We start from the raw sequence: 23,219 nt of genomic DNA on the forward strand, positions 1-23,219 counted from the left end.
ACACCATGCCCACGTTCCTCGACGACGGGTGGGGCCTCGTCGATCCGCAGGCGCGCACGCACGAGGCGCTGCCCCCGCCGGCGCCCGAGGTCGGCGGCTCGGAGGCGGTCACCTTCCCCGTGCTGTCCCCTCCCCTCGCCGAGACCGTCCGGTTCGGCCCCGGTGTGTCACCCGTGCCCCCACCACCGCCCGCCCCATCGCGGGGGCCCCGTGCGCGCAAGGGCATCGGATGGGCGGTGCTCGGTGCGGTGGCGGCGGCGAGCATGTTGCACCTGGCCGGACACACGCCCTGGGAGCGCCGCCTTTCGGTCGGGGACGTGACGCTGGGACCGTCCGTCGCGGTGCTGCACTGTGGGGGGACGGCGCGCATCGATGCGACGGTGCTGACGAACGGTGCCGCGGGCACGCTGCGGTACCGGTGGCGGCGCAGCGACGGCACCTCGTCGGGACCGCTGGAGGAGCGGCTCGCCGACGGGCAGCGGAGTGCGGTGCTGGAGACCACGTGGAGCATCAGCGGCCCCGGTACGTTCACCCCCGAGGTGACGCTGGAGGTGTCGGACCCTCAGCCGCGAGCGGCATCGGTGTCGTTCGCCTACTCCTGCGCCGACTGAACCGGAACAGCGCCCCGGGGCTCCCGCCCCGGGGCGCTGCCGTGCGGCGTCCGCAGGAGGCGGGCGGGAGCTCCGCGCGGGTGCGGGGCGGGAATGAGCAATGCCTGCTCAAGCGGACCCGATCCGGGAGCGCGCAGGATCCGTACCGCGCCCGTTCGGGCGCCTCGACGCAACAGCAGCACATCTGGAGGACTGGATGAGAACTCGTGCCATGACGACCGCGGCGGTCGCGGGGGCGCTCCTCGCAACGGTGGTGTCGGGGGCGGCGCCGGCGCTCGCGAGCGGGCAATCGGACGGGCGGCCGGACGCACAGCAGGTCTCGAACGCCATCCGGCACGCGATCGACGGGAAGGCCACGGCCGCCGACCTCCGGATCATCGGGTCCGACCCGCAGTTGGCCCGGACCGTCCCCGTCTCCCGGCGGGCGGGCACGCCCGTCGTCACCGAGGCGGCCCCGCCGGCGGGTCGGGCGGCGTTCGCCGCGGGTCCGTACTTCAACCAGAACTGCCTGACCGTCGACCACCCGCTGACGAACACCAGCTACCTGGGCACCACGATCTACACCTGGCACCACAAGTTCTCCTGGTGCACGGCCAACACCGTGGCGGGCGCCGAGTGGTCGCGGGTCATCTCGGTCAGCCCGTACAACCGGCACGACTACTTCACCGACAAGTCGAGCGTGGTCTATCCGCAGAACCTGGTCACCGATGTCGTGTGGGCTCCGGAAGGGGGTTCCATCGCCTTCCTCGGCAGTGGGCTCGGATCGCCCTACCACTCCCACATGGCACGGTCGGTGAACCTGTGCATCGTGAACTACAGCTGTTACGCGAGCAATCTGCCGCAGAGCGACCTGACCATCGGCCGGGACGGCGCATACGCCGCACTCGCACGAGCGCTCTGATCGCGAGGTCGCGGCGCTGCGGCGCTGCGGCGTACCCGTCGGCCGGCGGTCAGAGGGGGCCGAACCCCGGGCGGTCTGAATGTAGGCCGGGGCATGGCCGGGACTCCCACCCGTGGGGGTGGGTGCCGGTTTCGGGGTTGGTGCCGGTGCGGGGTCCGGTGCGGTTTCCGGTTCCGGTACGGGTGCGGGGTCCGGTGTTCGCGTTGCCGGCCGGGTCAGATCGCGTCGAAGGGCGGCGACGGCGGCGCGATGAAGGTCTCCTTGGCCACGACGCAGTAGTTGCAGGAGCATCCACGCTGGTCGACGGGCAGGACCGGCAGCACCATGGGCATCAGGCCGATGTCGACGGCGTGGACCTCGGTGCTCGACCTGCGGGTGGACGTGTCGCTCATGGCTATTCCTCCGGGAGGCGGGACAGGCGGTACCACCAGCACACACGGACCCGGCCGTGCTCCGCGTCGTTCGATCGGACCCCGCGCCGGACGGCTCGCCGTCGGCGGTCGCCGTCGGCGGGATCGACCGGCCGTTGCCCGCCGGTCCGCGCGCCGCGTGAACCTCCGGTCCCCGCCCCTCTCCCGTCCTGTCGTTCGTCCGATCGAAGGACAGGAGTGCTGACCGGGCGGTGGCGCCGTGGCGCCATGTCGGACACCGCACCGCCTCGCGGACCCCGGTGCGCCACCCCGAACCGCGCCGCCGGCGGCCGGTGGCAGCGGCCCGCCGCCCCGCACGTCGTCCCGACGGACATGGAGTAGGTCCTGCTCATCCGGCCGGGGCGGGCCCGCCCTACATTGGCGGCGGTCCTCCCGTGCGCCGGGCCGGGCGGTGCTGGACCGCCCGCTCCGCCCACCGCCGCTGCCGGTGCCGGTGCCGCTGCCGGTGGCGGACGGGCCCGCCCCGCGACCGGGCCCTCCCCCCGCGTAGCGCGGACCGGAACCACTCGACGAAGGACCCCGCACATGCCGCGTACCGTTCCGCTTCCGACCCTCCCGCCGGCCCTCCCGGCCCGCCGGACCGCACCCCCCGGACGGTACGCGTGAGCGGCGAACGGCTCGTACGGTCCGTCCTGCCCTGGACGCGTCCGCTGATCGGCCGCGTCGCCCAGATCGAGGCGTTCGACAGGGCGCTGGTCGACCCCCGGGTTCGGGGCGTCGTCATCCGGGGTGCCTCCGGGAGCGGTACGTCCCGGCTGGCCGACCACCTGGTGCGCCTGGCGTCGGAGCGGCGCCACCCGACGGCGCGGATCATCCTCGGCAGGACCGCTCCGGGGCTCGGGGAGGACCTGTTCGCCCGGGTCGGCGCACCCGCCGCGGACACCGGGCGCGGACGGGGCCGGACGACCCGGCCGCGGACCGTACTGCTGGTCGACGAGCTGCAACACCTGCGGCCCTCGGACGCCGACGCGCTCCGGAGCCATCTGCGGCGGGCCGGTCCCTTCCTCCTCGCGACGCTCCGCGAGGGCGAGGGGACACCCCCGTTCGCCGTGGAACTCGCGCGTCGCGACGACATCCTGCACCTGCACCTGGCCCCGCTCGACACGGACGGCACGTCCCTGCTGCTCCGCGGCCTGCTGGGGGCGGACGTCGACAGCGGGACGCTGCGGCTGCTGGACCGCCTCGCCCTCGGGAACGTCCGCATCCTCACCGAGCTGATCGACGGCCTGCACCATGCCGGGCACCTGCGGTACGACGGCCAGCTGTGGCGGGCCACCGGGCCGGTGGTGCTCACGCCCCGGCTGGCCGTCCTGACGGAGGACCTGCTCGACCGCGCCGGCCCCCGGGCACGGGCGGTCCTGGAGGTCCTCGCGCTCGCCGGTACCGTCTCGGTCGCCGACCTCGCCGAGAGCGGTACCGCCGTCCTCCCGATGCTGGAGGCCCGAGGACTGATCGAAGTGCGGTTGCACGGTCGTCGGGCCGACGCCCGGCTCGCGCACCCCCTGTTCGCGGACGTCCTGCGGCGGAGCATTCCGCTGCTGCGGCGCCGGGAGATCCTGCGCGGCCAGGCCGAACGCATCCGGCTCCACGGTGCCCGCCGCAGCGGCGACCTCCTGACGACGGCCAAGCTGCGGGCCGTGGCGGGCGACGCCGAACCCGCCCTGCTCCTGGAAGCGGCCGAGGCGGCGCGGCGGGGCAACGACCACACGGCCGTCCTCGCGCTGCTGGACGCCCTGCCTTCGACGCTCGCCACACCGGCCACCGAACTACTGCGGGCCGAGGCGCTGTACTACCGGGGTGACTGGCAGGCGGCGGACGCGCGGCTGCGTCTGCTCATCCGGTCCGAGGACACCGAGGCGGTCGCCCCCGCGGTGGTGGTCGGCATGGTCAACCTCTTCTGGTCGGGTGCTCCGATCAGCAGGATCCTCCGGCTGGCCCGGCAGGCACGCCCTGCGCTGACCTCGGAGGTCGGGAGACGGGCCCTGGACGAGACCACGGCGGGAGTGCTGCTGCTGTCGGGGCACCCGACCCTCGGTTTCGCCTGGTTGGAACGGCTCTCCGCCTTTCCCAGCACGCCGCATTCCCGGTTCGTCGCCGACAGCATGCGGCTGCTGGGGCTCATCGCGGGCGGCCGGGCCGAGTACGCGCTGGAGGAGACCGGGCGCCTGCGCGAGCGGCTCGTCCGGGGAACGACGCCGTACATCTTCCACCCCTCGGTCCTCGGGGTGCTCGACGTGGCCGCGCTGACCGAACTCGGCCACCTGGAACGGGCCGAGGCCGAGGCGCGCGAGCAGGCCGCGACCGGGGTGTCCGCGCCCCTGCGCGACACCTGGCTGGCCTTCCGTCGGGGACGCTGCGCGTGGATCGCGGGCCGGGCCGCCGACGCACGGCTGCACTACGCGGACGCCATCGCCGTCAGCGAGCGGATCGGGTACACCCGCGTCCTGCGCCTGGCCTGCTCCGGTCTGGCCGCGGCCCTGGCCGTGCTGGGGGACCGGCCAGCAGCGGCGCGGGCCGCGGCCGCCGCCCGCAGCCATCCGCCGCTCGGCCTCATGGCCGGTGAGGACCTGCTCGGGGAGGCCTGGCTGCACGCTGCCGAGGGCCGCATCACCGAAGCCCGCGCCGTCCTGGAAACCGCCTGCCGCGAGGCCCGCGCGGCCGGACAGCACGCCTCCCGCATGCTGCTGCTCACCGATCTCCTCCGCCTCGGCGCGCACGAGCACGCCGAGGCGCTGCGCGAGCTCGCCGACGGGGTCCAGGGGCCGTTGGCCCGCGCCCGCGGGCTGTACGCGCGGGCGGTCGCCGACCAGGACCACGAACTGCTCGTCGCAGCCGCCCACGCGCTGGCCGACCTCGGTGCGCACGCGGTGGCCGCCGACGCCGCGGCCCTCGCGGCCCGCTTGCTGCACCGCACCCGCGGCCCCCGCCACGCCCGGCAGGCGGAACTGCTCGCGGCCCGGGAACGGGAGCACCTTCAAGGGGCGCACGCCCCCCACCTGCTGCCCGGGCCGACGGCGGGCTCCGAACTGACGTCCCGAGAACACGAGATCGCGCTGCGCGCCGCCCACAGGATGACCAGCAAGGAGATCGCGGGCGAGCTGGTGCTCTCGGTCAGGACCGTCGACAACACGCTGCAGAGGATCTACCGCAAGGTCGGCGTGACGAACCGCCGGGAACTGGCCGAGGCCCTCGCTCCGTCACCGCCGGCTTCACCGCCGGCTTCACCGCCATCTACACAACCATCGCCATCGGCATCGGCGTTCAGCCCCGGAGCGCCCACGGGCTGACTCCGATTTCGTGCACGATCCGGATCCAGGATCCGGGTCCACGGGCGGTGTCCGCTCGACGTGTCACGCCGGTACGACCTCGACGGGCAGCCCTGCGGTGCGCGCCGCGGCCACCATGTCGGCCGTCCCGCCCGGGCCGCCCGGCAGGCCGTTCCACACCGCCACCAACAGGTCGGCGCGGCCCAGGAGTACGCGGTTTGCGGCACTGTAGGCCCGTACGGAGGCCTGCCTGAACGGCATGACCGTCACCCGGGCCGCGGCGCCGCGCAGGCGGTCGAAGTCGGCGGCGTAGTGCGGGGCCACCATGCGCGCACGGTAGTCGTGTGACGGGAGGACGACCTCCAGCCGGCCCCCGGCCTCCAGGACGAGGTCGGCGAACAGGGCGTCGGCTCCTTCGGCAAGGCAGGAGAGGCCGGTCAGCCCGTCGGCGGACGAGCGCGCGAGGGCGGCGCGGATGGCGGCCGCGATGGCGGCAGACCTCCCCGGATCGATGCGCATGTGCCCGGTGACGGCGACCGTCGCCACGTCCCACCCCCTCCCCGAGGAGCCCGTACCCGGCCCGGCCCGCTCGTGTCGGCCGAACGATAGCCGGTGCCGCAGGCGTGACGGGACGAGCACCGCCCGCTGCTGGGAAATCCCGCGCAAGGTGTTCTCCGGGGCTTACCGGCCCGTCGGGCACGCCTGCCCCGATCGATACCGAGGGATGTGCGCGCACCGGTCGGTGCGCGCACGGATACCCACGCGGGCAGGCGGCACCGGTTCGTCCTGTCCGTTCTCGGCCGCCGGTGGTCGGATTCCCTCAGGAGCAGATCCTGACGCACCTTCGCCGGCTACCGGTGACCACCCATTCACAGCAGAACCGGTCTGCCTCCAGTACCTCTTCCTCGTCGAGGCCACCACCGGACTTGTCCTTGATGAGGGTGCCGCGATCGACGAATTCGGTGACGAGCTGCTTCCCGTCCAGCCGCGAAACACCGACCGTCTTGTCGAAATCGAGCTTCAACGCGGTGATTTCACCGCCGATGAAACGGATGGAGTACTTCTTGGCGGCCTCCGGATGCTTCTTGAAAACCGCCTCGATCTCCTTGAAGAACTCCGGGTCCGCCTTCGGACCGACCTTGGGAACCGCCATGAGCATCTCCTCGTCGCTGGAGCGGCCGTCGCGACCGCAGTCGGTTCGATACCTCCCCGACACGGACGCCCCGCCTCCATGCCAGTGGCATAGTTCAGCCGGTTGCCCCAGGGGCACGGGGCTCGATGCCGCGGCCCGCTGGAGCAGGTTCTCGCAACGCGGAAGAGGTGGGGCCGTCGGCGTCCGGCCCACGGCCCCACCATCCCCGCCCACCGACGGGACGGACTTCCCCCGGCCTGCTCGGGCCTACCCGGGCCTACTCGCGCTTCCCCGGGCTTCCCCGGGCTTCCCCGGGCTTCCTCAGGAGCAGATCTTGACGCACCTCGTCCGGCTCCCGGTGGTTACCCACTCACAGCAGAACCGGTCTGCCTCCAGTACCTCTTCCTCATCGAGGCCACCACCGGACTTGTCCTTGATGAGGGTGCCCCGATCGACGAATTCGGTGACGAGCTGCTTCCCGTCCAGCCGCGAAACACCGACCGTCTTGTCGAAATCGAGCTTCAACGCGGCGATTTCACCGCCGATGAAACGGATCGAGTACTTCTTGGCGGCCTCCGGATGCTTCTTGAAAACCGCCTCGATCTCCTTGAAGAACTCCGGGTCCGCCTTCGGACCGACCTTGGGAACCGCCATGAGCATCTCCTCGTCGCTGGAGCGGCCGTCGCGACCGCAGTCGGTTCGATACCTCCCCGACACGGGCGCCCCGCCTCCATGCCAGTGGCATAGTTCAGCCGGTTGCCCCAGGGACGCGGACCTCCCGATGCGTGCCACATGACGGCTTCCGCGCAGGTCAGGACCATTGGGGAGTGGGGTCAGTCGCGGTCGACGTGCTCGCGTACGACGGTGCCCTTGGCGGCGTCGATGTCGTAGGTGGTCTTGTTCCAGTCCGGGGTGACGATGTCGACGGACCAGAGGTCGTCGTCGAGTTCCACGGCCGTCACGGTGCCGGGCTTGCGGTCCGTGGCGGTCTTCACGGCCTGTTGGACGGTGGTGGTGGCCGCGCTCAGCTGGTCGGCGACCTCGCGCTTGTCGTCCTCGTCCTGGCCCGGCTCGACGCGCGAGCGGGACACCTTGCCCGTGATGGCGTCCACCTGGACGTCGTGAATCGTTCCGTCCTCGGCGGCGACCGTCACGTCCCACACCGGCATGCCCGCCGCCGGGGCGGAGACCGCCGGGCTCGGACTGCCCGAGGCCGTACCGGGGGGAGTCCCCCGCGAGGCCTCCAATTCGATCTCGACGAGCCTGCCCTTCGGCACCCCGCCGACCGCCGTTGCCATCGCCTTGTCCCACGGCACCTTCGCCGGAGGGATCAAAGCCATCCGCTCACGCTGGTCCTCGGTGAGTCCGCCGCCGGCCGTCGCACTGGCCTGCGGGGAGGACGGCGCGGCGGGAGCCGCGGTCACGGGCTGCTTGGCGGCACCGCAGGAACCCACGAGCAGGGAGGAGGAAACGGCGACGCCCACGGCGAGGGCACGAAGACCCAGAAGGTTTGTCATGCCCTCCACGCTCCGCCCACCGGCCCCCACCGGGCCGTAGGCCGCGCCGCGCCCCACCCGATCGACACCGCCGACACATCCGAACAGACCATCGAAGCCGGTTGCCCCTGTTGGCCTTGTTGTGTCACCGCGGGTCGGCGGGCTCCGGCGCGCTCCCGCCGGACAGGTGCCGGGAAGAGGCTTGGAGGTGGGTGCGTTGGCCGTTGTGGTCGAGGATGCACAGGGCTTCGGCCGGTCCGTGGTCTGCGCGGATGGTGTGCGGGGTCATGGTGGAGAACGAGGCCGCCTGTCCCGCTTCGACGCGGATGACGCGTTCGCCGAGGTAGAGCACGACCGTGCCGGACAGCACGGTGAACCAGTCCCTGCCCGGATGCACCCCCATGTCGCCGGGACCGACGTCGCCCGCCTGGGCGGTGATGCGCATCTTGGCGACGGTCAGGCCCTGGGGGCCGTCGTCCCCGGTGAGGAGCCAGGTGGTGAGTCCCCGGTGCTCGTCCTTCTCGGGGCGGATGACGACGTCGGAGTCCTGCGGTGACTCGACCAGTTGGTCGAGCGAGATTCCCAGGGCCTCGGCGATGGCGGAGAGCTGGTCGAGGCTGATTCGACGGTGCCCGGTCTCGATGCGGGAGAGTTGGGACGGGCTGATGTCCGCCCGGTCGGCGAGATTGTCCAACGACCATCCACGCGCCTTGCGCAGGGACCGGATCCGCGTTCTCACGGTGGCGTCCAGAGTTGTTTCTTGCTCCACCGGCAAGAGTGTATGACCAGGTGGCGGCGTTCGTCCTACGGTCGGACCATGAGCACACACCACACCACTGATGGCCACATCGGACATGCTTCCGGCCCCGACTCCGACGCCGACGCCGCGATGGCCGAGCTTCTGGAACTGGACGCCGAGGTCCTCACCCCGTACCTCACGGAACTGACCGGCTGGATCTCCGATGTCGCCGACACCGTCCCGACGCGGATCGCGGATCTGGGCAGCGGGCCCGGTACCGGTGCCCTCGCGCTCGCCGACCGGTTCCCCGGAGCCGTGGTGACGGCGCTGGACATCGCCCCGGGGTCGCTGCGCCGGCTGCGGCACCAGGCAGCCGTACGCGGCGTTTCGGATCGCGTTCGCACCGTGGAGGCGAACCTGGACGAGGCTTGGCCGCTGCCCACCCACGGGGAGCCGTACGACCTGATGTGGGCCGCGGCCTTCCTCCATCACCTGCGCGACCCGGCCCGAACGCTGGCTCAGGCACGCGGGCAACTGCGGCCGGGCGCCGTGCTGGTGGTCACCGAGATGGACTTCTTCCCGCGCTTCCTCCCCGAGGACGCCGGTGTCGGCCGTCCCGGCCTGGAGGCACGGCTGCACGCCGTGACGAACCCCAACCCGCCCCACGAGTGGAGCCGGACGTTGACGGACGCCGGCTTCACCGTCGAGGCACGCCGCCCCTTCGACATCGACCTCACCGCGGCCCAGGCCGGCCCGGCGCTGAACCGCTACGCCGAAGTCTGTCTGGCCAAGCTGCGCTTCCACGGCGCCGGCTCGCTGGAGGCCGACGATCGGGCGGCTCTCGACGCCCTCCTGGACGACGCCCACCCGTACGGCATCGCGGGTCGCGGTGACCTGGGCGTACGGACGACGCGCACGACCTGGATCGCCCGCCGTCCGTGACCCGGCCGGGCTAGCGCTCGCCCAGCAGGGGGGCCAGGGGCAGTTCGCCCCACTGCGGCCGGTGGGGTTGGTGGAAGCCGGACCAGGTGACCTCCGTCGCCGTGACGTGGACCTTGGCGAGCAGGGGCCGGCAGCAGTCGATCCCGCCGGAACAGCCCAGGAGGAACAGGGCGCCGGTGTCGGGGTCACGGAGGCGCGGTGACGCGTCGCCCAGGAAGTGGGGGCGGGCTCGGGCCCCGTCGGGGGCGGTGGGGCCGTCGGGGGCGGCGGGAACGTGGGTATCAGCGGCTCCCTCGGGGCCGTCGGGCCCGTCGTCCAGCCACAGCGGGGCGTGTTGGCGCAGCAGGAACTCCTCCCGCTCCTGCGGGGTGTCGTCGTCCTCGTCGAGCTCCCGGCTCCAGAGCTCGCGGGTGGCCTCCGCGACCAGGACCCGCAGGTCGGTGCCTTCGATTCGGATGCCCCAGGCCCTCGCGAGGGAGGCCCCCGCTCCCCCTCACGGCGTGTTCTTGCCGAACGGCGTAGGGGACCCGCCGGGCGGTCACGAGCAGTCGAACCAGTGCCCGACGGGGCGGTCGGGGCAGGTGCGGCATTCGAAGACGTAGACGCCTCCGGCGTCGCCGAGGCACAGCTCGGCGGGGTTGTGGGGCCTGCCGCCCCTGCGCAGGACGGCGGCTTCGTACTCGTCGGTCCGGTCTTCTTCAGGAAGCCACGTGCGCCGGGACTCGATGTCGAATTCCCAGCTGGACACGGTCAGAAGGTGCTCCATCCCGCTGCCGCACCCCTCGCAGTCGGGCCATGCCGGTTCTTGCGTCCAGCCCGGGTAACCGCCCAGTTTGATCCCTGGTGCCTCGGCGAGGTGGTAGGAGTAGCGCAGGCCGGTCTCGGCGAGAAGTGCGTCGAAGCGGTCGCGGAGCGACTCGTGGAGCTCGTCGGGAATGTCCCAGCTCGGATACTCGGTCACCTGCTCGGGGTGAACCACGCAGGGCGCCGGATACCAGTCCACCGGAAGCCCGGCTGCCGGGGGCGGGGTCGGCAGTACGTCGCCGACCGCACCGGAGTCCCGCCAGTGGACCTGGGGCAGGGGGTAGCAGAACTCGCCGTGACCGTAGGGGCACCACAGGACCTGCAACAGGTCCGTGCCGGTGGGGAAGGGCACGCCGGGCGCGTCGGCTCGGTGGACCTGCACGATGGGAACCAGCGGTACGGCGGGTTCCGGCCGGTTGCTGATGTCGTACCCGTAGTGCTCTTCCCGACACACCGGCCACGGCTCCGCAGCGGGCCAGAGCAGAGGACCTCCGACGGAGCTCTCCCTGCAGGTCGGAGAACCAGGACGCGGGTGCAGGCGGACGGATTGGCGGCGGAAGGGGAGCAACTCGGGGAAGAGGCTCTCCACGTCGACGGGGCGATCAGGCGTGTGGCGGGACATACGCGAGACCTTAGGACCCCGGTACGACATCAGGCCCGGCGGCGGCTGCGTCCCGAGGCCTCGCGGCAGGCGGCCTTCGCCATCCCCACCGTCAACGATCGTTGGCATTTCGGCCACGATCGTTGGTGATCCGGCCACGATCGTTGGCGGAGCCTGGTCGCGGGCCGAACCGGCCGCGTAGGGTCGCATCACGGATCGGCAATCTGATTGTCCCTCAACTCCGGGAGTACATCGGTGAGTACGCCCCATCCCCCTCTCGGCGAGACCTTGGCACGCCTTGACGCGCTGATCACCGAGAGAGGCCTCGACCGTGCCGAGGTCGTCGACATCTCCATGCTGTCGAGCCGCACCCTGTTGACGGAGGCGGAGGTCGGCGGGCTGCTGGCGGGCGAGGAGCTTCCCGAAGCGAGCATCAACGACCGCGTCAGCGCGCGGGTCAAGATCCTCTTCGAGAAGCTGGTGGCCCAGACCGGAAAGCGGGCCACCGACGTGCGTAGGGAGATCGCTTCTCAGCTCGATCTGTCTCCCGAGTGGGTGCGACAGCTGTGCCTCGGCATCAAGGTGCCGGCCATCGAGCACGGCGTTCCCCTGCAGGAATACTTCGAGAGATCCTTGGGCATCGATGAAGGCTTCTTGTGGGCGACGAACTCGCAGCTGGTCAACAGGGCACTCCGGTCAACGCTCACGGACCTCGAACGCATCCCCAACCGAACTCCGGTTGAATTCTGTCCGAGCGACCCCATGCACGAGATCATGGAGGAACTCGGACTGTCAGGGGCGGCCACTCGCGCCAAATCCCTCTCACATGCGAGGAAGAACACTCTCGCCAAGAAGATTCGTGAGTGGATGGACGAGGGCGAGAACGAGGACGAGGGCGGCGACGAGTGAGCACCCGGGCCATGAAGACCCTTCTCTCGGATCTCACCAAGGAGACCGCCAAGATTTTGGAGTTTCCGGCCGAGCCGGAAGAGTTGATGCAGACGCTGTGCAACGCCATGTCCGAGCAAATGCCTGAAAGAATGAAGAAGCCCATCAGGTTACGGATTCGCGCGTTCCCCGACAGCACCAGGGCTTCCGGGCTCACGCTGGAGGGCGACAAATTCATTCTGGTCATCGTGGAGCAGCGCACGCATCCGGAGCATCAGCTCACCATCCTGGGACACGAGCTCTGGCACATAAAGAACGGGGACTGCGGCCATCACGGACTACCGGTCGCCGCTGCCGCCCGGCGCTTCGGTGCGGATGACGACATCCCCTGGGGTGAATTGATCAGGATCGCGGCGCGCTCGGACTCACAGCCCGATCATCATGCGAGGGCCGAGATACAGGCCGAAGAGTTCGGGCTTCTCGTCGGCAGTCGATTCCGGTCGTGGCTACCCGGTCAGCGCGCCCGCGACACGATTACCCAGCGAACCCGGGCGGGCCGAATAGCGTCGTCGCTCACGGCCAGGAGCGGACCCATGGGCTGATGGAGTTGACCGACCTACGCATTCCGTACATCGTGCCCGCCATTTTTTTCGTGGTGGCCCTGCTCATAAAATTGCCCACTCTCAGGCGCGCTTTTCGCGATCCCAATGTCCGCTCGACCAGCCTGATGCTGTTCCTGGCGACGCTGATATTCCTCTCCATCGCGCCCACCTCCGTCCACCGGATCAATACGCTCGTCGGCGTCCCGAACATCGCCGCGCCGTGGACGTATTCGTTGCTCACCGCCTTCGGCGGCTGCTGCCTCAGCATGCTCATCACGTGGCAGGACGGACCGGGTCCGCAGCGGCTCCGACGCACACGCCGCGTGTGGATCATCCATGTGGGGATAATCGCCGCCCTCTGGGTTTCGTTCCTCATGGCGGATGTCCCCAGCGAGCGCATCACGGATCTCGACACCTATTACGCCACCACGCCGTGGATGCGGGAGCACATCCTGCTCTACCTGTTGGCCCACATGGCTTCGGCCATGGCTGCCGTCCGACTGATCCTGCCCTGGGTCCAGGAACTGGAGTCGGCCTGGCTACGCGCGGGCCTGCGCCTGCTCCAGGCCGGATACGCCTGCGGTCTTGTTTTCGACGTGACAAAACTGTGCGCGATCATCGCCCGCTGGTCCGGCACCACCGACTGGGATTTCCTGAGCCTGCGCATTGCCCCCAACTTCGCATTGCTCAATGGAATTCTGGTCGCCCTCGGTTTCATCCTGCCCCAGGCCGGCCCGTTCCTGCGGGATCGTTGGACCGACCATGCGACCTACCGCCGTCTGTGGCCGCTGTGGCAACTGCTCCATTCGATCGATCCGTCACCGGTGCCCATCCGCGTGCGCCAGTTCTCCCCCCTCCCCCTGCGCCTGATGCGACGACAGACGAACATTCGTGACGGCCTGTTGCTCCTGGCGCCGCACCTCGATGACCGGCGTCGCCGTGCCGCGTTCCACACCGCGCTGGAGGCCGGGTACGAGGAGCACCACGCGCGTGGAATGGCCGGCGCGATCGACATCCTCGTGGCGGTCGACCTCTTCCGCACCGCAACACGGCCCGAGGACGGTGAGGAATCCGCCCCCATCAGCAGTGAACTGATCAGCGTGGAACCGATTTCGCACGCTCTCCGATCCCCCGCACGAATCGAAGCCATTCGCCGGCTCGCAGAAAACAGAAAGAGCAGTCACACCGATGGATGAAGGATCCACCCCTCTGGGGCGCACAGCGATAGTGGTCGGCGGAGGGATGACGGGCATGCTGACCGCAGTGGTCCTGGCCGACTTCGCCGACGTCACCATCATCGAACGCGACGCGCTGCCCGAAGGGCCCGAGCCTCGAAAAGGACTGCCTCAAGCACGCCACGGCCATCTGCTGTGGTCCGGCGGGGTCAAGGCGTTCGAGGAGCTCCTGCCCGGCATCGTCGACCGGCTCGAAAGCCATGGCGCCCGACGCATCCCCATCATGGCGGGCCTCGTCTCGAAGGCCCCCTCCGGCCAGTGGTTCCGTCGCTTCAACGCCTGCCACCACACCAACCTCGTCTGCAGCCGTGATCTCCTCGACGCGACGATTCGTACGGAGGTCCTACGGCGTCCGCGCATCACGTTACGTCAGGAGACCGAACTCCTGGCTCTGGAGGGTGACGCGCGCAGGGTGACCGGGGTCCGAATCCGCTCCGCCGGAGCCGAGGAGTCACTGGGCGCCGACCTCGTGATCGATGCGAGCGGACGAGGCAGCCAGGCGCCGACATGGCTGAAGAACCTGGGCGTGCCGGCGGTGCAGGAGCGTGTCGTGGATGCCGGCGTCGGCTACGCGAGCCGGATCTATCATGCGCCCGGCAGCACGGCCGACGGTTTCCCGCTCGTCAACGTGCAGGCGAACCCCAACGACGCGCCCGGCCGAGGCGGCATCATCATCCCGATCGAAAACCGACGTTGGATGGTGACCCTCTCCGGCACCCGAGGCGGACAACCCTCGAATCGGAACGCCGAGTTTCTGGAGTTCGCCGAGTCGTTGAGCGATCCCGTCATCGGTGAGCTACTCGCGGACGCGGAGCCGGCCACCGACGTGGTCACCACCCGCAGCACCGCCAACAAGCGGCGTTTCTACGAGAAGGCCGCGCACTGGCCGTCCGGGTTCGCAGTCCTCGGCGACGCCGTCGCCGGATACAACCCCGTCTACGGACATGGCCTGACCGTCTCCGCCCAATGCGCCGTTGCACTCGGAGACGTACTGCGCAGGCACGGTCTCGGAAACCCCGGCACGGCCCGCCGCGTTCAGCGAGCCGTCGCACGCCCGGTGGGGATCGCCTGGGCTTTGGCAGTGGGTCAGGACATCTTCTACCCGGGGGCCAGTGGGAAGCCGCCGACGAACCTGGAGAAATTCCTCGCGTCCTTCATCGACCGTGCCGTCGATGCCGGCGCACGCAACCCGCATGCCCTGAGGGCTCTGCTGGACGTGATGAGCATGGAGCGGCCGCCGTCACGACTGTTCAAGCCCGACATGCTGCGCCACATGTTCACGGGTCGCAAACTCGCCCACCTGGACTCCGCTCCGCTCTCCGAGAGCGAGCGGAAGTCCGTCGCCGGCTGAGGCCGGTCCGTCGGCGCCATGTGCGGCACGGCTGAGTACCCGGCGGCGGGGCGGCAGGGCGTGAACCACGACGCCGGATCACTTCGACGGCAGACCGTGGCCCTGGGCTTCGCCTTGGCCGATCGCGGCCAGTGCTCGGTCGAGGACCTCCTCGACCGAGCCGAGGGCCGAGATCCTCGTCACCAGTCCTTGGCCACGGTAGTGATCGACGACGGGAGCCGTGTCGGCGCGGTAGACCTCCAGCCGCCTACGGACCGTCGCCTCGTGGTCGTCATCGCGCTGGTACAGCTCACCGCCGCAAACGTCGCAGGTCCCCGCCACTCGGGGCGGGCTGTGGTCGAGGTGGAAGATGTGTTCGCGGTCCTCCCGGCACAACCGTCGCCCGGCGATCCGACTGACCACTTGGCTCTCGGGGATCTCAAGGTCGAGCACCGAGTCCAGCCTCGACCTCGCCCCGGCCAGCAGGGCGTCCAACGCCTGCGCCTGAGCGAGGTTGCGGGGGAAGCCGTCCAACAGGAATCCGCCCTCGGTGTCCGGGCGGGCAAGGCGCTCCTCGATCATCGCGATGGTGACCTCGTCCGGGACCAGAAGGCCGGCGCGCACGGCCACGTCGGCAGTCCGCCCGAGCTGATCGCCCTGGTTCATGTGCGCGCGGAAGAGGTCACCGGTGGAGATGTGCGGGATCGACAGATGCGCCGCGAGGCGCACCGCTTGCGTGCCCTTGCCCGCTCCGGGCGGCCCGATCAGGATGATGCGCATCGAGGAAGCGTCCCTTCGTCATGCGTGGCCGAGGTCGATCCCAGGACCGGGGCTGCGTCCCATGGGGTTGCCACTGCCCCTACAGCCTGACACGGCCCCCGGTCCGGTCGCCCGTGTCACGCCCGGCACCCCCATCAAGTGCTCCCCTCGCACGGAGAGCGCGAGCCTGCCATGGATGATCGCCTGCCGCCCCGGGGTTCACGAAGGCGCCCGGGCCATGGACCCCGAAGGTGACCTTCGTCGGTGATCACGCGCCTTACGGGAGCACATGATCAGACGAAGGCCACCTTCACAGCCGCGCCACCCTTATCCCGCCGCGCACCGACCCGAGTCCTTTTTCATGAACTCGGATGACTTTATCTTTTTCGTTTCTCCGTCATCCCTCACGAGGACTTCTCCGTCTTTCAACCCTTCAAATTGGGCAGGAGTGAAGGATATTTCCCCATCCAGGCCGCGACTGCCAACCGCCCCTTCCAGGACCACGGTATATTCGTGCGCGCCCTTGAGATCGGTCAGGCTCGATTCTGCAACACTCCACCCCGGGGGAGCCGTGAAGAGATCGACGCTGGAAAGCGGTCCGCCCATGGCGTCACTATCGATGGCCCAAATCTTGTAGCCGACGGTGCCACCGGAACTGAATACATCGAACTGCAGGGCAGCGTAGTCCGCGCAGGGGGCGATCAGAACGCGGGCTTTCCCGGGATCCGTGCGTTCGACGGCAAGTATCGCACTGGGAGCAGGGCTGCACGCGACGACTGTCCATGTAGACAGCACGACCCCGATCGCCAGACGTCGAGTCGCTCGCCGACCCGCGTTCAATTTCCTGAGAATTTCAGCTCCTCCCCGGGGGCGATGAATTGATCCCTCCGCCAGGTAAGATATCCACCCCACCACAGATTCGCCCCTTTCTCGAAATCATTCGCATGCGAGATCGTTCCTACCTTATATCTGGATTCTGCCACCTCTTTGAAATACTTTATGATGAAGATCTCGGCCCTTTCGGACCGCGCCCACTGCTTCGAGTGGATCGCTTCATGCCGTTCGAGGTCAGGGCCGAATTTTTCTACGCCCGCCGCTCCAACCAGAGGAATCATTTGATCGCGCCGTCGAGCCTCTGCATTGATCCGCCTGGCGAAGCTCTCCTTATCGGACGGGTAGAAATGGACATCCCCGACCGTTATCGGCTGGTCCCCTGCCGGGGATTTACCGAAGCAGACGTACTGCTCCGCCCGCTTGGCGCAACTTTCCGTCTTCGCCGCAAACCAGTACGCCAGTTCGTTCGCATCATTATCTACGTTTCCCTTATTGAAAGGATGGGAGCGAATCTGACTTGGTGAAACTTCTGTCATGCATGCGACCCGTCCGTCGTCAGGACGGCAGTCGGACGGTACGAAGACGGGCGGCGGCGGGGGAAGCCACGGAGGTGCCGGCAGTGGGGTCGGCGGGGCCGGGGGCTTCGGGCCACCGCAGCCGTTGCGGCTCATCGAGCAGTTGAGGGGCTTGCCCCCGACAGGAGACGGCCGGTAGGTATTGCCGTAATGGGCCCCGGCGCCGGAACGCGCCTTGGGGTTTCCGGAGCCGCTTCCGGGCTGGTCATCGCCCGGGCGGGGTGCGTGGCCGGGTGTGGAGTTTCGGCAGGTGGCGCAGGCTCTTGTGGGGCAGTCGAGTTCGGCACACAGGCCACTGGGGTCAGAGGTGGTGATCGGGTTGTTGTGTGCGTACGCGTAGGCGTTGAGGGACTGGCTGGAACCTGGTGTGAGGACCGGGTCGACGCTGAGGAACGTGCCGGTGCGGGGATCGTATGTGCGGGCACCAAGGTGGGTGAGGCCAGTGGCCTTGTCCTGGGTTCCGCCGACGAACCCCTTCTGCCCCGGCCAGGTGATCGGAGCGCTTCCCCTTTGCTCTCCGAACGGTTTCGTGTAGCGGCGCTGAACCTGGAGGGTCACCGCGTCGACGGCGACGGTGCCCGTGTTGTGGTGGTCGGCGACAACGTAGGAGAGCTTTCCCTCGGAAGTGCGGACGATGGTCGGACCGCCGGGCGTGGCGTAGTAGCGGGTGCCGGTGACCTTGTTCGTCGTGGTGTCGAGGGTGAGTTCGGTCGACCCGAGTGTGAGGGTGGTCCTGCCCGGGTCCTTGCGCAGCAACCGTGTGCCGGACGCGTCGTAGACGTACGTTGATGTACCGGCGCTGGTCGCGTTCGCTACGAGGCGGCCTTCCACGTCCCACGTCAGGCTCTGCTGGGACCCGTTGCCGTCGGGGCGCGTGAGGGTGTTGCCGTTCGCGTCGTAGGTGAGGGGGGAGGCGGCCGACGGCCCGGTGCCGGTCTGTCGGGTGGTCGTTGCCGGTGCATGCGGCCGTGCTGAGCCAGGGGCCGGGAAGCTGGTGGTGGTCGTGCCGGCCCTGGTCGGGTCACCCGCGGGGTCGTGATCGGTGACCGACGTGCGGTTCCCGGTGATGTCGTAGGTGAAGGCCTGGTCGTAGGGGGCAGGACCGCCGGTCGCGCCTGGGCGGGGAGTGGTGCGGGCACAGCCGCCGACCCCTGGGACCGACGGTCCGGGCCGAGTGGTGACGGTGTCGGTGTCGGTCCAGGCGCGGGTGAGCCGGTGCAGATGGTCGTAGGTGAAGCACTGGAGGTCACGGACCGCGCCCTGGGTGCTCTCCACTGAGGTGACGTCACCGGTCTGGGTGTATGTGTACCCGGTGGTCTCGACGGGCGTGGTTTGGTCCTGCTTGTCGATCCGGGTGCTGAGCAGGCGTCCGGTGGCGGGATCTTGGATGTTGGTGACGCTGACTTGCTTGGGGACGTCGCCGAAGGTGGTCCGTTTCGCGGTTCCGTGTTCGTCGTAGTCGATGAAGTTGACGTAGTCGGTGGTGTCCGATCCGTATGAGACCGGCAGGCCGTTGATGTTCCGGCCGGCTTCGAGCCGTTCGGAGGGCAGGCCCCCTACCGCGGGCAGGGTGGTGCGGCGTTCCAGGCCTGTGACCGGGTCGTAGCTGGTGGAAAGCGTGTAGGTACCGGTGAGGGCGCCTTCGCCTTCGGGGACGGTGAGTTTGGTGCCGGTGGGACGGTAGCCGATGTCGTAGCCGGTGGCTTCCTGGCGCCATGGCTTGCCGCCGGTCCAACTGACGGTGGCGGTGGGCTGTCCCAGGAGGAGTGTGTCGTACTCGTACGTCGCCAGTTTGGGTCCGTCGGCCGCGTTCAGATTGCGGGAGGTGGGACGGCCCAGGATGTCGTAGCTGATGAAGACGGTGGTCCCGAGTGCGTCCCGGGTCGAGGCCGGCCGCCCCGCGTGGTCATAAGTGGTCGTCGCCGCGCCCTTGTCGGGGTCCGCGGAGCTGATGCGGCGGCCGCGCAGGTCGTAGGCGTAGGTCCAGGCATTGCCGGCGGCGTCCGTGAGCCGGGTCAGCTCGCCCGTGGTCGAGTACGCATAACGCATCGAGTCGTACTCGCCTTCAGCCTTGCCGCCCTTGTACGTGCGCCGCTCGACGGTGCGGCCACGGACGTCGGTGATCACGCTCGTGGCGGTGTCACCCATGGGCGGGAGGATATCGGTGCGCTCGGCCCCGGGGTAGGCCGTGGTGGTACGCCATTGTTCTTGTCCCTTGGAAAGGAACACCGAGGCTGTCGGGCGCCCAAGGCCGTCGTAGAGCGTCGCGGTCTGGGCCGGGATCATGCCGTCGTCGGCGACGAAGCGGGTGATTGCCGGGGCGGAACCGTGATTGACGTACATCTGATTGGTCTTGGCGGCACGACCGTGACTGTCATAGGCGGTGTCGGTGATGAGGCGGCTCGTCGCCGCGCCGTTCTGCGCGACGGACTGCAGCTGAACCTGCTGTCCGAAGGCGTCGTTGATCGCGATGGAGGTTGCGTAGGACTGGTCCGACCGGAGCGAGCGCGTGGTGACCGCACTGGTCGTGGTGTTGGTGAGGTCGTAGGTGAACAGAGTGTTCGCACTCATGTCACGCGTACGGCCGGGCATCCAGACGCCGGTGGTGCGGCCCAGGGCGTCGTAGGAGGCTTCGGTGGTTCGGCCGTTGTGGTCCGCCGTCTTCACCGAGAGCCCGCGCAGGGGGTGGAGCGTCGTGGTCGTCGTCCAGCCCTTGGCGTTGGTCACCTTGGTCGTGATCGGAACGGCGAGGGTCGCAGGCTCGTACACGGTCGTGGTCTTCGCGCCCGCGGCGTCGGTGGTGCTGGTGGCCCGCCCGTACGCGTCGTAGACGGTGGTGGAATCGACCGTGTAGACGGGCCGGCCGGAATCGAAGCGGTCCAGCGACTCGGTGGTGGTGACCAGGCCGGGGCCGTCGAGGGTGCCGTGCGGTCGGCCGTCGTAGGTGGTCCGATTGCGCGCGAGGGTGTTGGTCTCGGCCGGTGTGGCACCGCAGTTGCCCTGGATCTGGACGGTCTCGGATACCCGGTCCATCATCCACGCCGCGGTGTTGCGGGCATACGTGGTGGTCGTGCAGACATCGGGGAGGCCGTCGGCGCGGACCAGAACTTCGGTCGGCATTCCGTGGACGGAGTCGTACGTGGTCGTCCGTGAGGTGGTCTGCCATGTCCCGTCGGCGCGGAGCGACCTGTCCTGGGATGCCCCGGGACGCTGCATTCGGGCAGTGAGCGCGGGCAGCCCTGCTCCACGGCTGCGGGTCGCCGTGGCCGCGGACAGCCACGGTTCGGAGCGGCTCACCGTCGCGGGCTCGCCCTGGTCCGAGGCGAAGGTCCGGGTTTCACGGACGGTGCCCGCGAGGGCATCGTCGTCCGGCAATGTGTTTCCGGCGAGACCGGGATAGGTGACAGTGCGCTTACTGCCATCGGCCTTGACGTCGCCGTTCATGCCTCGCAGGTAGAAGGCGGCACTCTTGGAAACGACGTCCGGTGCGGTACCGGCGCGGGTGATGACCTGTTCGTAGCCTCGGAACTGGTTCCAGGTGCGGTGCTTGGCCTCGGTGAGTTCATCGTCGTCGCGGTGCCAGGCCGCGGGGCCGACGTACTCGTAGCGGACTTCGCGCGGACGGGAGCCGCCGAAGGGGTCGATCTCGGTCACACGGCTGATGACGTACTTGTGGAACCAGTCGAGGGTGGGGTCGAGAGGGCTCTTGTCGTCGGGGTTCCAGTAGACGGGGTAGCAGCGGGTGCCGTTGGAGTCCTTGGCCGGGGGCAGCCCGGCCCCCGGGGCGCAGTCGGGGTCGGCGTACCCGATGTCGGTGACCTGGCCTGTTTCGGACGTGATGGCGACGACTCGGCGGCGGTTGAGGGCGGGCTTGTTGTCACTGCTGGAGTCGACCCGGTTGTTCATCAGACGGCCGGCGAAGGTCACCGGCGGAGCGGACAAGGACGCCGCACCGTCGAATCCGGTGTGGGTGAGGGAGGCGAGCCACAGGGCCGGGGCGGTTCCGTCCTTGGGGTCGGGGAACTCGTGCTTGAGCGCGTAGGAGTCGACGTTGTCGTACCCCCCGGCGGCGTTGCGGACCTGGGTGGTGATGGTGGTGAGGCGCTTGGTCGTCCAGAAGGTGGCGGCGGTGTTCTCGCAGGTGCCGGCCGCCGTGCAGCTCTGGTCGAAGGGGACGTCGGGCCACTTGGTCGCGTTGGTCTTGGTGAGCTTGGCCGGGGCGCAGTCGAAGGCGGCGTCCGGAAGGCAGCGCTCTGCCGTGGTGAAGAAGACCTGGGCGGTCGGCTTGACGGTGTCGGCATCCGTCAGTTTGGAGCCGTAGGTGATCCGGGCGAGGGTGCCGCCGCGGATGTAGGAAGTGCGGGTTCCATCCGGCTTCGCGGCGGTGGCACCGCGCTTGTAGTGGTTGGTCTCCTGGTCGTACCAGTGCGTGATGACACCGCCGCGGGGATCGACGACGAAGTCGAGGTTCCATCGCCACGCCTGTTGGCACCAGGAAGCCTCGAAGGTGGACTGGTGGCACTCCTCGCCGGCGTTGTTGCCATAGGCAGGGGTCGTCCAGGTGGAGTTCGTCGCGGGGGCTGTTGTGCTCCCGGGCTTGCGCCCTGCGCCGAAGTAGTACTGGGTGCCATCGGCGGTGGTGATCTTCCAGTACTCGCCGTTGTTGTCTCCGTTGGCGGCGCCGGTCAGCCGCTCGGCCTTGGACGCGTCGTCGTTCTCCAGCCGCCAGGTACCGGAGGCGTCGTCACGGACGAGGGTCGAGGATTTGCCGTTCAGGGAGAACACGGCGTTGTGGCCGGCAAGGCACTGCTCGTTGGAACCCTCACGCCCGTCCTTCGAGCACGGCTTGAAGCGGCGCTCGACGAAGCCCGGCGAGTAGTTCCAGCCCTCGCCGATCCAGGAGGCCTGGTTGTTCGTGACCACCGTACGGCCGTCCACGGACTGGGAGCTGTAGGAGAGGGCAATGTTGGGTTTGGTACCGCCGAGTCCTTCGGGCACGTCGATCGGGTAGGACCACGAGAAGCCGCCTGTGCTGCCGCCGTTGCTCCATGTGCCCGACGGAGTGAGGCTGGTGGCGGTGTACGTGCCGGCTGGGCCGGCGGGTGCGGCGGTCGCGGCGAGCACGGTGGTACCTCCCGCAGCGGATCGCTGCCCGTCGACCATTGCCCCCGTGTCCACGTCGAGGGCCACATCCGCGCTGAGCAGACCGGACCGGTCGCCCCTCGCGGCCGTTGCCAGCGGCGTCTGGGCACGGCATTCAGCACGCTCGGGCGTGGACAGCGCGCACTCGGGCAGCTGAACCAGCCGGGCACGAGAAAGCCAGTCACCGCCGAAGGCGCCGGCGATGGTGGAGACATCGACGGTCACCTTGGTTCGGACGCCGTCCGCGGCCTCCGCGATCGGGCGGACCGAGAGCAGAAGGCCCTGAACGCCGGCACGCTCCGCGGCGGCCCGGTCCGTGACGCGGACGAAAGCCTTGCCCGTGCCCCGGACACCCTTCTCGGACGGAGTGACCCATACCGGAGAGACGCCGGCTTGACTTCGGTCGCGGAGGGGGACCATCGGGGCACTTGCGAGAGGGGCGACCGCGGGTGTGGTGAACAGTGGACGAGGCACTGTCGATGGGTGGGCAACAGTCAGGTCGACCTCGGCCTCGGCCGGAGCCGGCCAGTGCACGTCCTGCGGCCTCCAGGGCCCGGTCCCGTCGCCCGAAGGCGCCTTCGGCGCCGGCGGGAGGGCATTCCTGCCCGAGACCGACTTTGTTTTGCTCAAGACCCCCGGTGACCAGCGGCGAGGGTCTTTGGGTTTCCAACCGGAAGTTGCGTCAGCGGTTCCCGTGGTGAAGATCAAGGATAGAACGATCAAGAAGGTAATCGTGGCTCGTCGCCGGAACGCCCGGCTCCTCACCGTCGATAAAAGATCATTTGGCGCCGACACGGCATGCCCCCCACGGTCACCGAGATTCAATTGACTGGGGAGCCTAGCCCGTTCACACAACGAAAAACTGTGACCAACCTGGACAAGAAGCTCCTGCTAGGGGCCCAGAGTTCAAGAAACTGCCCGAAAATAAATC

18 protein-coding genes are annotated in these 23,219 nt (G+C 69.2%); 8 read left to right on the forward strand and 10 right to left on the reverse strand.

Annotation, left to right across the window (positions count from 1 at the left end; all coding sequences use genetic code 11):
• Positions 1-5 precede the first annotated feature (5 nt).
• Positions 6-611, forward strand: a complete 606-nt coding sequence (locus ACFVS6_RS04955; RefSeq protein WP_389700697.1) for a hypothetical protein — start codon at positions 6-8, stop codon at positions 609-611.
• Between the two features lie 196 nt (positions 612-807).
• Complete coding sequence (locus ACFVS6_RS04960) at positions 808-1,512, forward strand: hypothetical protein (protein ID WP_389700699.1); 705 nt, start codon at positions 808-810, stop codon at positions 1,510-1,512.
• 215 nt (positions 1,513-1,727) lie between these two features.
• On the opposite strand, the gene ACFVS6_RS04965 is transcribed toward ACFVS6_RS04960, so the two are convergent.
• Positions 1,728-1,904: a hypothetical protein gene (locus tag ACFVS6_RS04965; RefSeq protein WP_389700700.1), complete on the reverse strand. Its 177-nt coding sequence runs from the start codon at positions 1,902-1,904 to the stop codon at positions 1,728-1,730.
• Positions 1,905-2,545: 641 nt separating this feature from the next.
• Here ACFVS6_RS04965 and ACFVS6_RS04970 point away from each other — a divergent pair.
• Positions 2,546-5,230, forward strand: a complete 2,685-nt coding sequence (locus ACFVS6_RS04970; RefSeq protein WP_389700702.1) for a LuxR C-terminal-related transcriptional regulator — start codon at positions 2,546-2,548, stop codon at positions 5,228-5,230.
• A gap of 63 nt (positions 5,231-5,293) precedes the next feature.
• On the opposite strand, the gene ACFVS6_RS04975 is transcribed toward ACFVS6_RS04970, so the two are convergent.
• The 5 genes from ACFVS6_RS04975 to ACFVS6_RS04995 form a co-directional block, all read right to left on the reverse strand.
• The gene (locus ACFVS6_RS04975) at positions 5,294-5,755 is read right to left on the reverse strand and encodes a hypothetical protein (RefSeq protein WP_389700704.1); all 462 of its coding nucleotides are present in this window, start codon (positions 5,753-5,755) and stop codon (positions 5,294-5,296) included.
• 274 nt (positions 5,756-6,029) lie between these two features.
• Complete coding sequence (locus ACFVS6_RS04980) at positions 6,030-6,362, reverse strand: hypothetical protein (protein WP_389700706.1); 333 nt, start codon at positions 6,360-6,362, stop codon at positions 6,030-6,032.
• Between the two features lie 300 nt (positions 6,363-6,662).
• Positions 6,663-6,995 (reverse strand): hypothetical protein, encoded by a 333-nt coding sequence (locus tag ACFVS6_RS04985; RefSeq protein ID WP_389700707.1) that lies wholly within the window; start codon positions 6,993-6,995, stop codon positions 6,663-6,665.
• Positions 6,996-7,174: 179 nt separating this feature from the next.
• The gene (locus ACFVS6_RS04990; protein WP_389700709.1) at positions 7,175-7,858 is read right to left on the reverse strand and encodes a PepSY domain-containing protein; all 684 of its coding nucleotides are present in this window, start codon (positions 7,856-7,858) and stop codon (positions 7,175-7,177) included.
• Between the two features lie 124 nt (positions 7,859-7,982).
• A complete protein-coding gene (locus ACFVS6_RS04995) occupies positions 7,983-8,606 on the reverse strand; it encodes a helix-turn-helix domain-containing protein (RefSeq protein ID WP_389700710.1) in 624 nt (207 codons plus the stop codon).
• Positions 8,607-8,654: 48 nt separating this feature from the next.
• Here ACFVS6_RS04995 and ACFVS6_RS05000 point away from each other — a divergent pair, with 48 nt between their 5' ends.
• Positions 8,655-9,518: a class I SAM-dependent methyltransferase gene (locus tag ACFVS6_RS05000; protein ID WP_389700712.1), complete on the forward strand. Its 864-nt coding sequence runs from the start codon at positions 8,655-8,657 to the stop codon at positions 9,516-9,518.
• Between the two features lie 538 nt (positions 9,519-10,056).
• Here the strand turns inward: ACFVS6_RS05000 and ACFVS6_RS05005 are convergent.
• Positions 10,057-10,776, reverse strand: a complete 720-nt coding sequence (locus tag ACFVS6_RS05005; protein ID WP_389700713.1) for a DUF1963 domain-containing protein — start codon at positions 10,774-10,776, stop codon at positions 10,057-10,059.
• Between the two features lie 402 nt (positions 10,777-11,178).
• Between ACFVS6_RS05005 and ACFVS6_RS05010 the strand changes: the two genes are divergently transcribed.
• Genes ACFVS6_RS05010 through ACFVS6_RS05025 form a run of 4 tightly spaced genes read left to right on the forward strand, consistent with a single transcriptional unit; the run spans position 11,179 to position 14,999 of the window.
• Positions 11,179-11,832: a hypothetical protein gene (locus tag ACFVS6_RS05010; RefSeq protein WP_389700714.1), complete on the forward strand. Its 654-nt coding sequence runs from the start codon at positions 11,179-11,181 to the stop codon at positions 11,830-11,832.
• Between the two features lie 11 nt (positions 11,833-11,843).
• Positions 11,844-12,413, forward strand: coding sequence for a hypothetical protein (locus tag ACFVS6_RS05015; protein WP_389700715.1), 570 nt, complete (start codon positions 11,844-11,846; stop codon positions 12,411-12,413).
• Entirely contained in the window at positions 12,413-13,609 is a 1,197-nt protein-coding gene (locus ACFVS6_RS05020; RefSeq protein WP_389700717.1) for an MAB_1171c family putative transporter, read from the forward strand. The genes ACFVS6_RS05015 and ACFVS6_RS05020 overlap by 1 nt, the downstream gene beginning before the upstream one ends.
• Positions 13,602-14,999: an FAD-dependent oxidoreductase gene (locus ACFVS6_RS05025; protein WP_389700719.1), complete on the forward strand. Its 1,398-nt coding sequence runs from the start codon at positions 13,602-13,604 to the stop codon at positions 14,997-14,999. The genes ACFVS6_RS05020 and ACFVS6_RS05025 overlap by 8 nt, the downstream gene beginning before the upstream one ends.
• Before the next feature lie 78 nt (positions 15,000-15,077).
• Here the strand turns inward: ACFVS6_RS05025 and ACFVS6_RS05030 are convergent, their stop codons facing one another.
• The 3 genes from ACFVS6_RS05030 to ACFVS6_RS05040 all read right to left on the reverse strand — a co-directional run bounded on the left by ACFVS6_RS05030 (position 15,078) and on the right by ACFVS6_RS05040 (position 22,708).
• Entirely contained in the window at positions 15,078-15,758 is a 681-nt protein-coding gene (locus ACFVS6_RS05030; RefSeq protein WP_389700721.1) for an adenylate kinase, read from the reverse strand.
• A 306-nt stretch (positions 15,759-16,064) separates the two neighbouring features.
• Complete coding sequence (locus tag ACFVS6_RS05035) at positions 16,065-16,532, reverse strand: hypothetical protein (protein ID WP_389700722.1); 468 nt, start codon at positions 16,530-16,532, stop codon at positions 16,065-16,067.
• 41 nt (positions 16,533-16,573) lie between these two features.
• Positions 16,574-22,708: an RHS repeat-associated core domain-containing protein gene (locus ACFVS6_RS05040; protein ID WP_389700723.1), complete on the reverse strand. Its 6,135-nt coding sequence runs from the start codon at positions 22,706-22,708 to the stop codon at positions 16,574-16,576.
• Positions 22,709-23,219: the final 511 nt, after the last annotated feature.

It is taken from the genome of Streptomyces sp. NPDC057939 (assembly GCF_042887545.1).
In the GTDB taxonomy this organism is placed as follows: domain Bacteria; phylum Actinomycetota; class Actinomycetes; order Streptomycetales; family Streptomycetaceae; genus Streptomyces.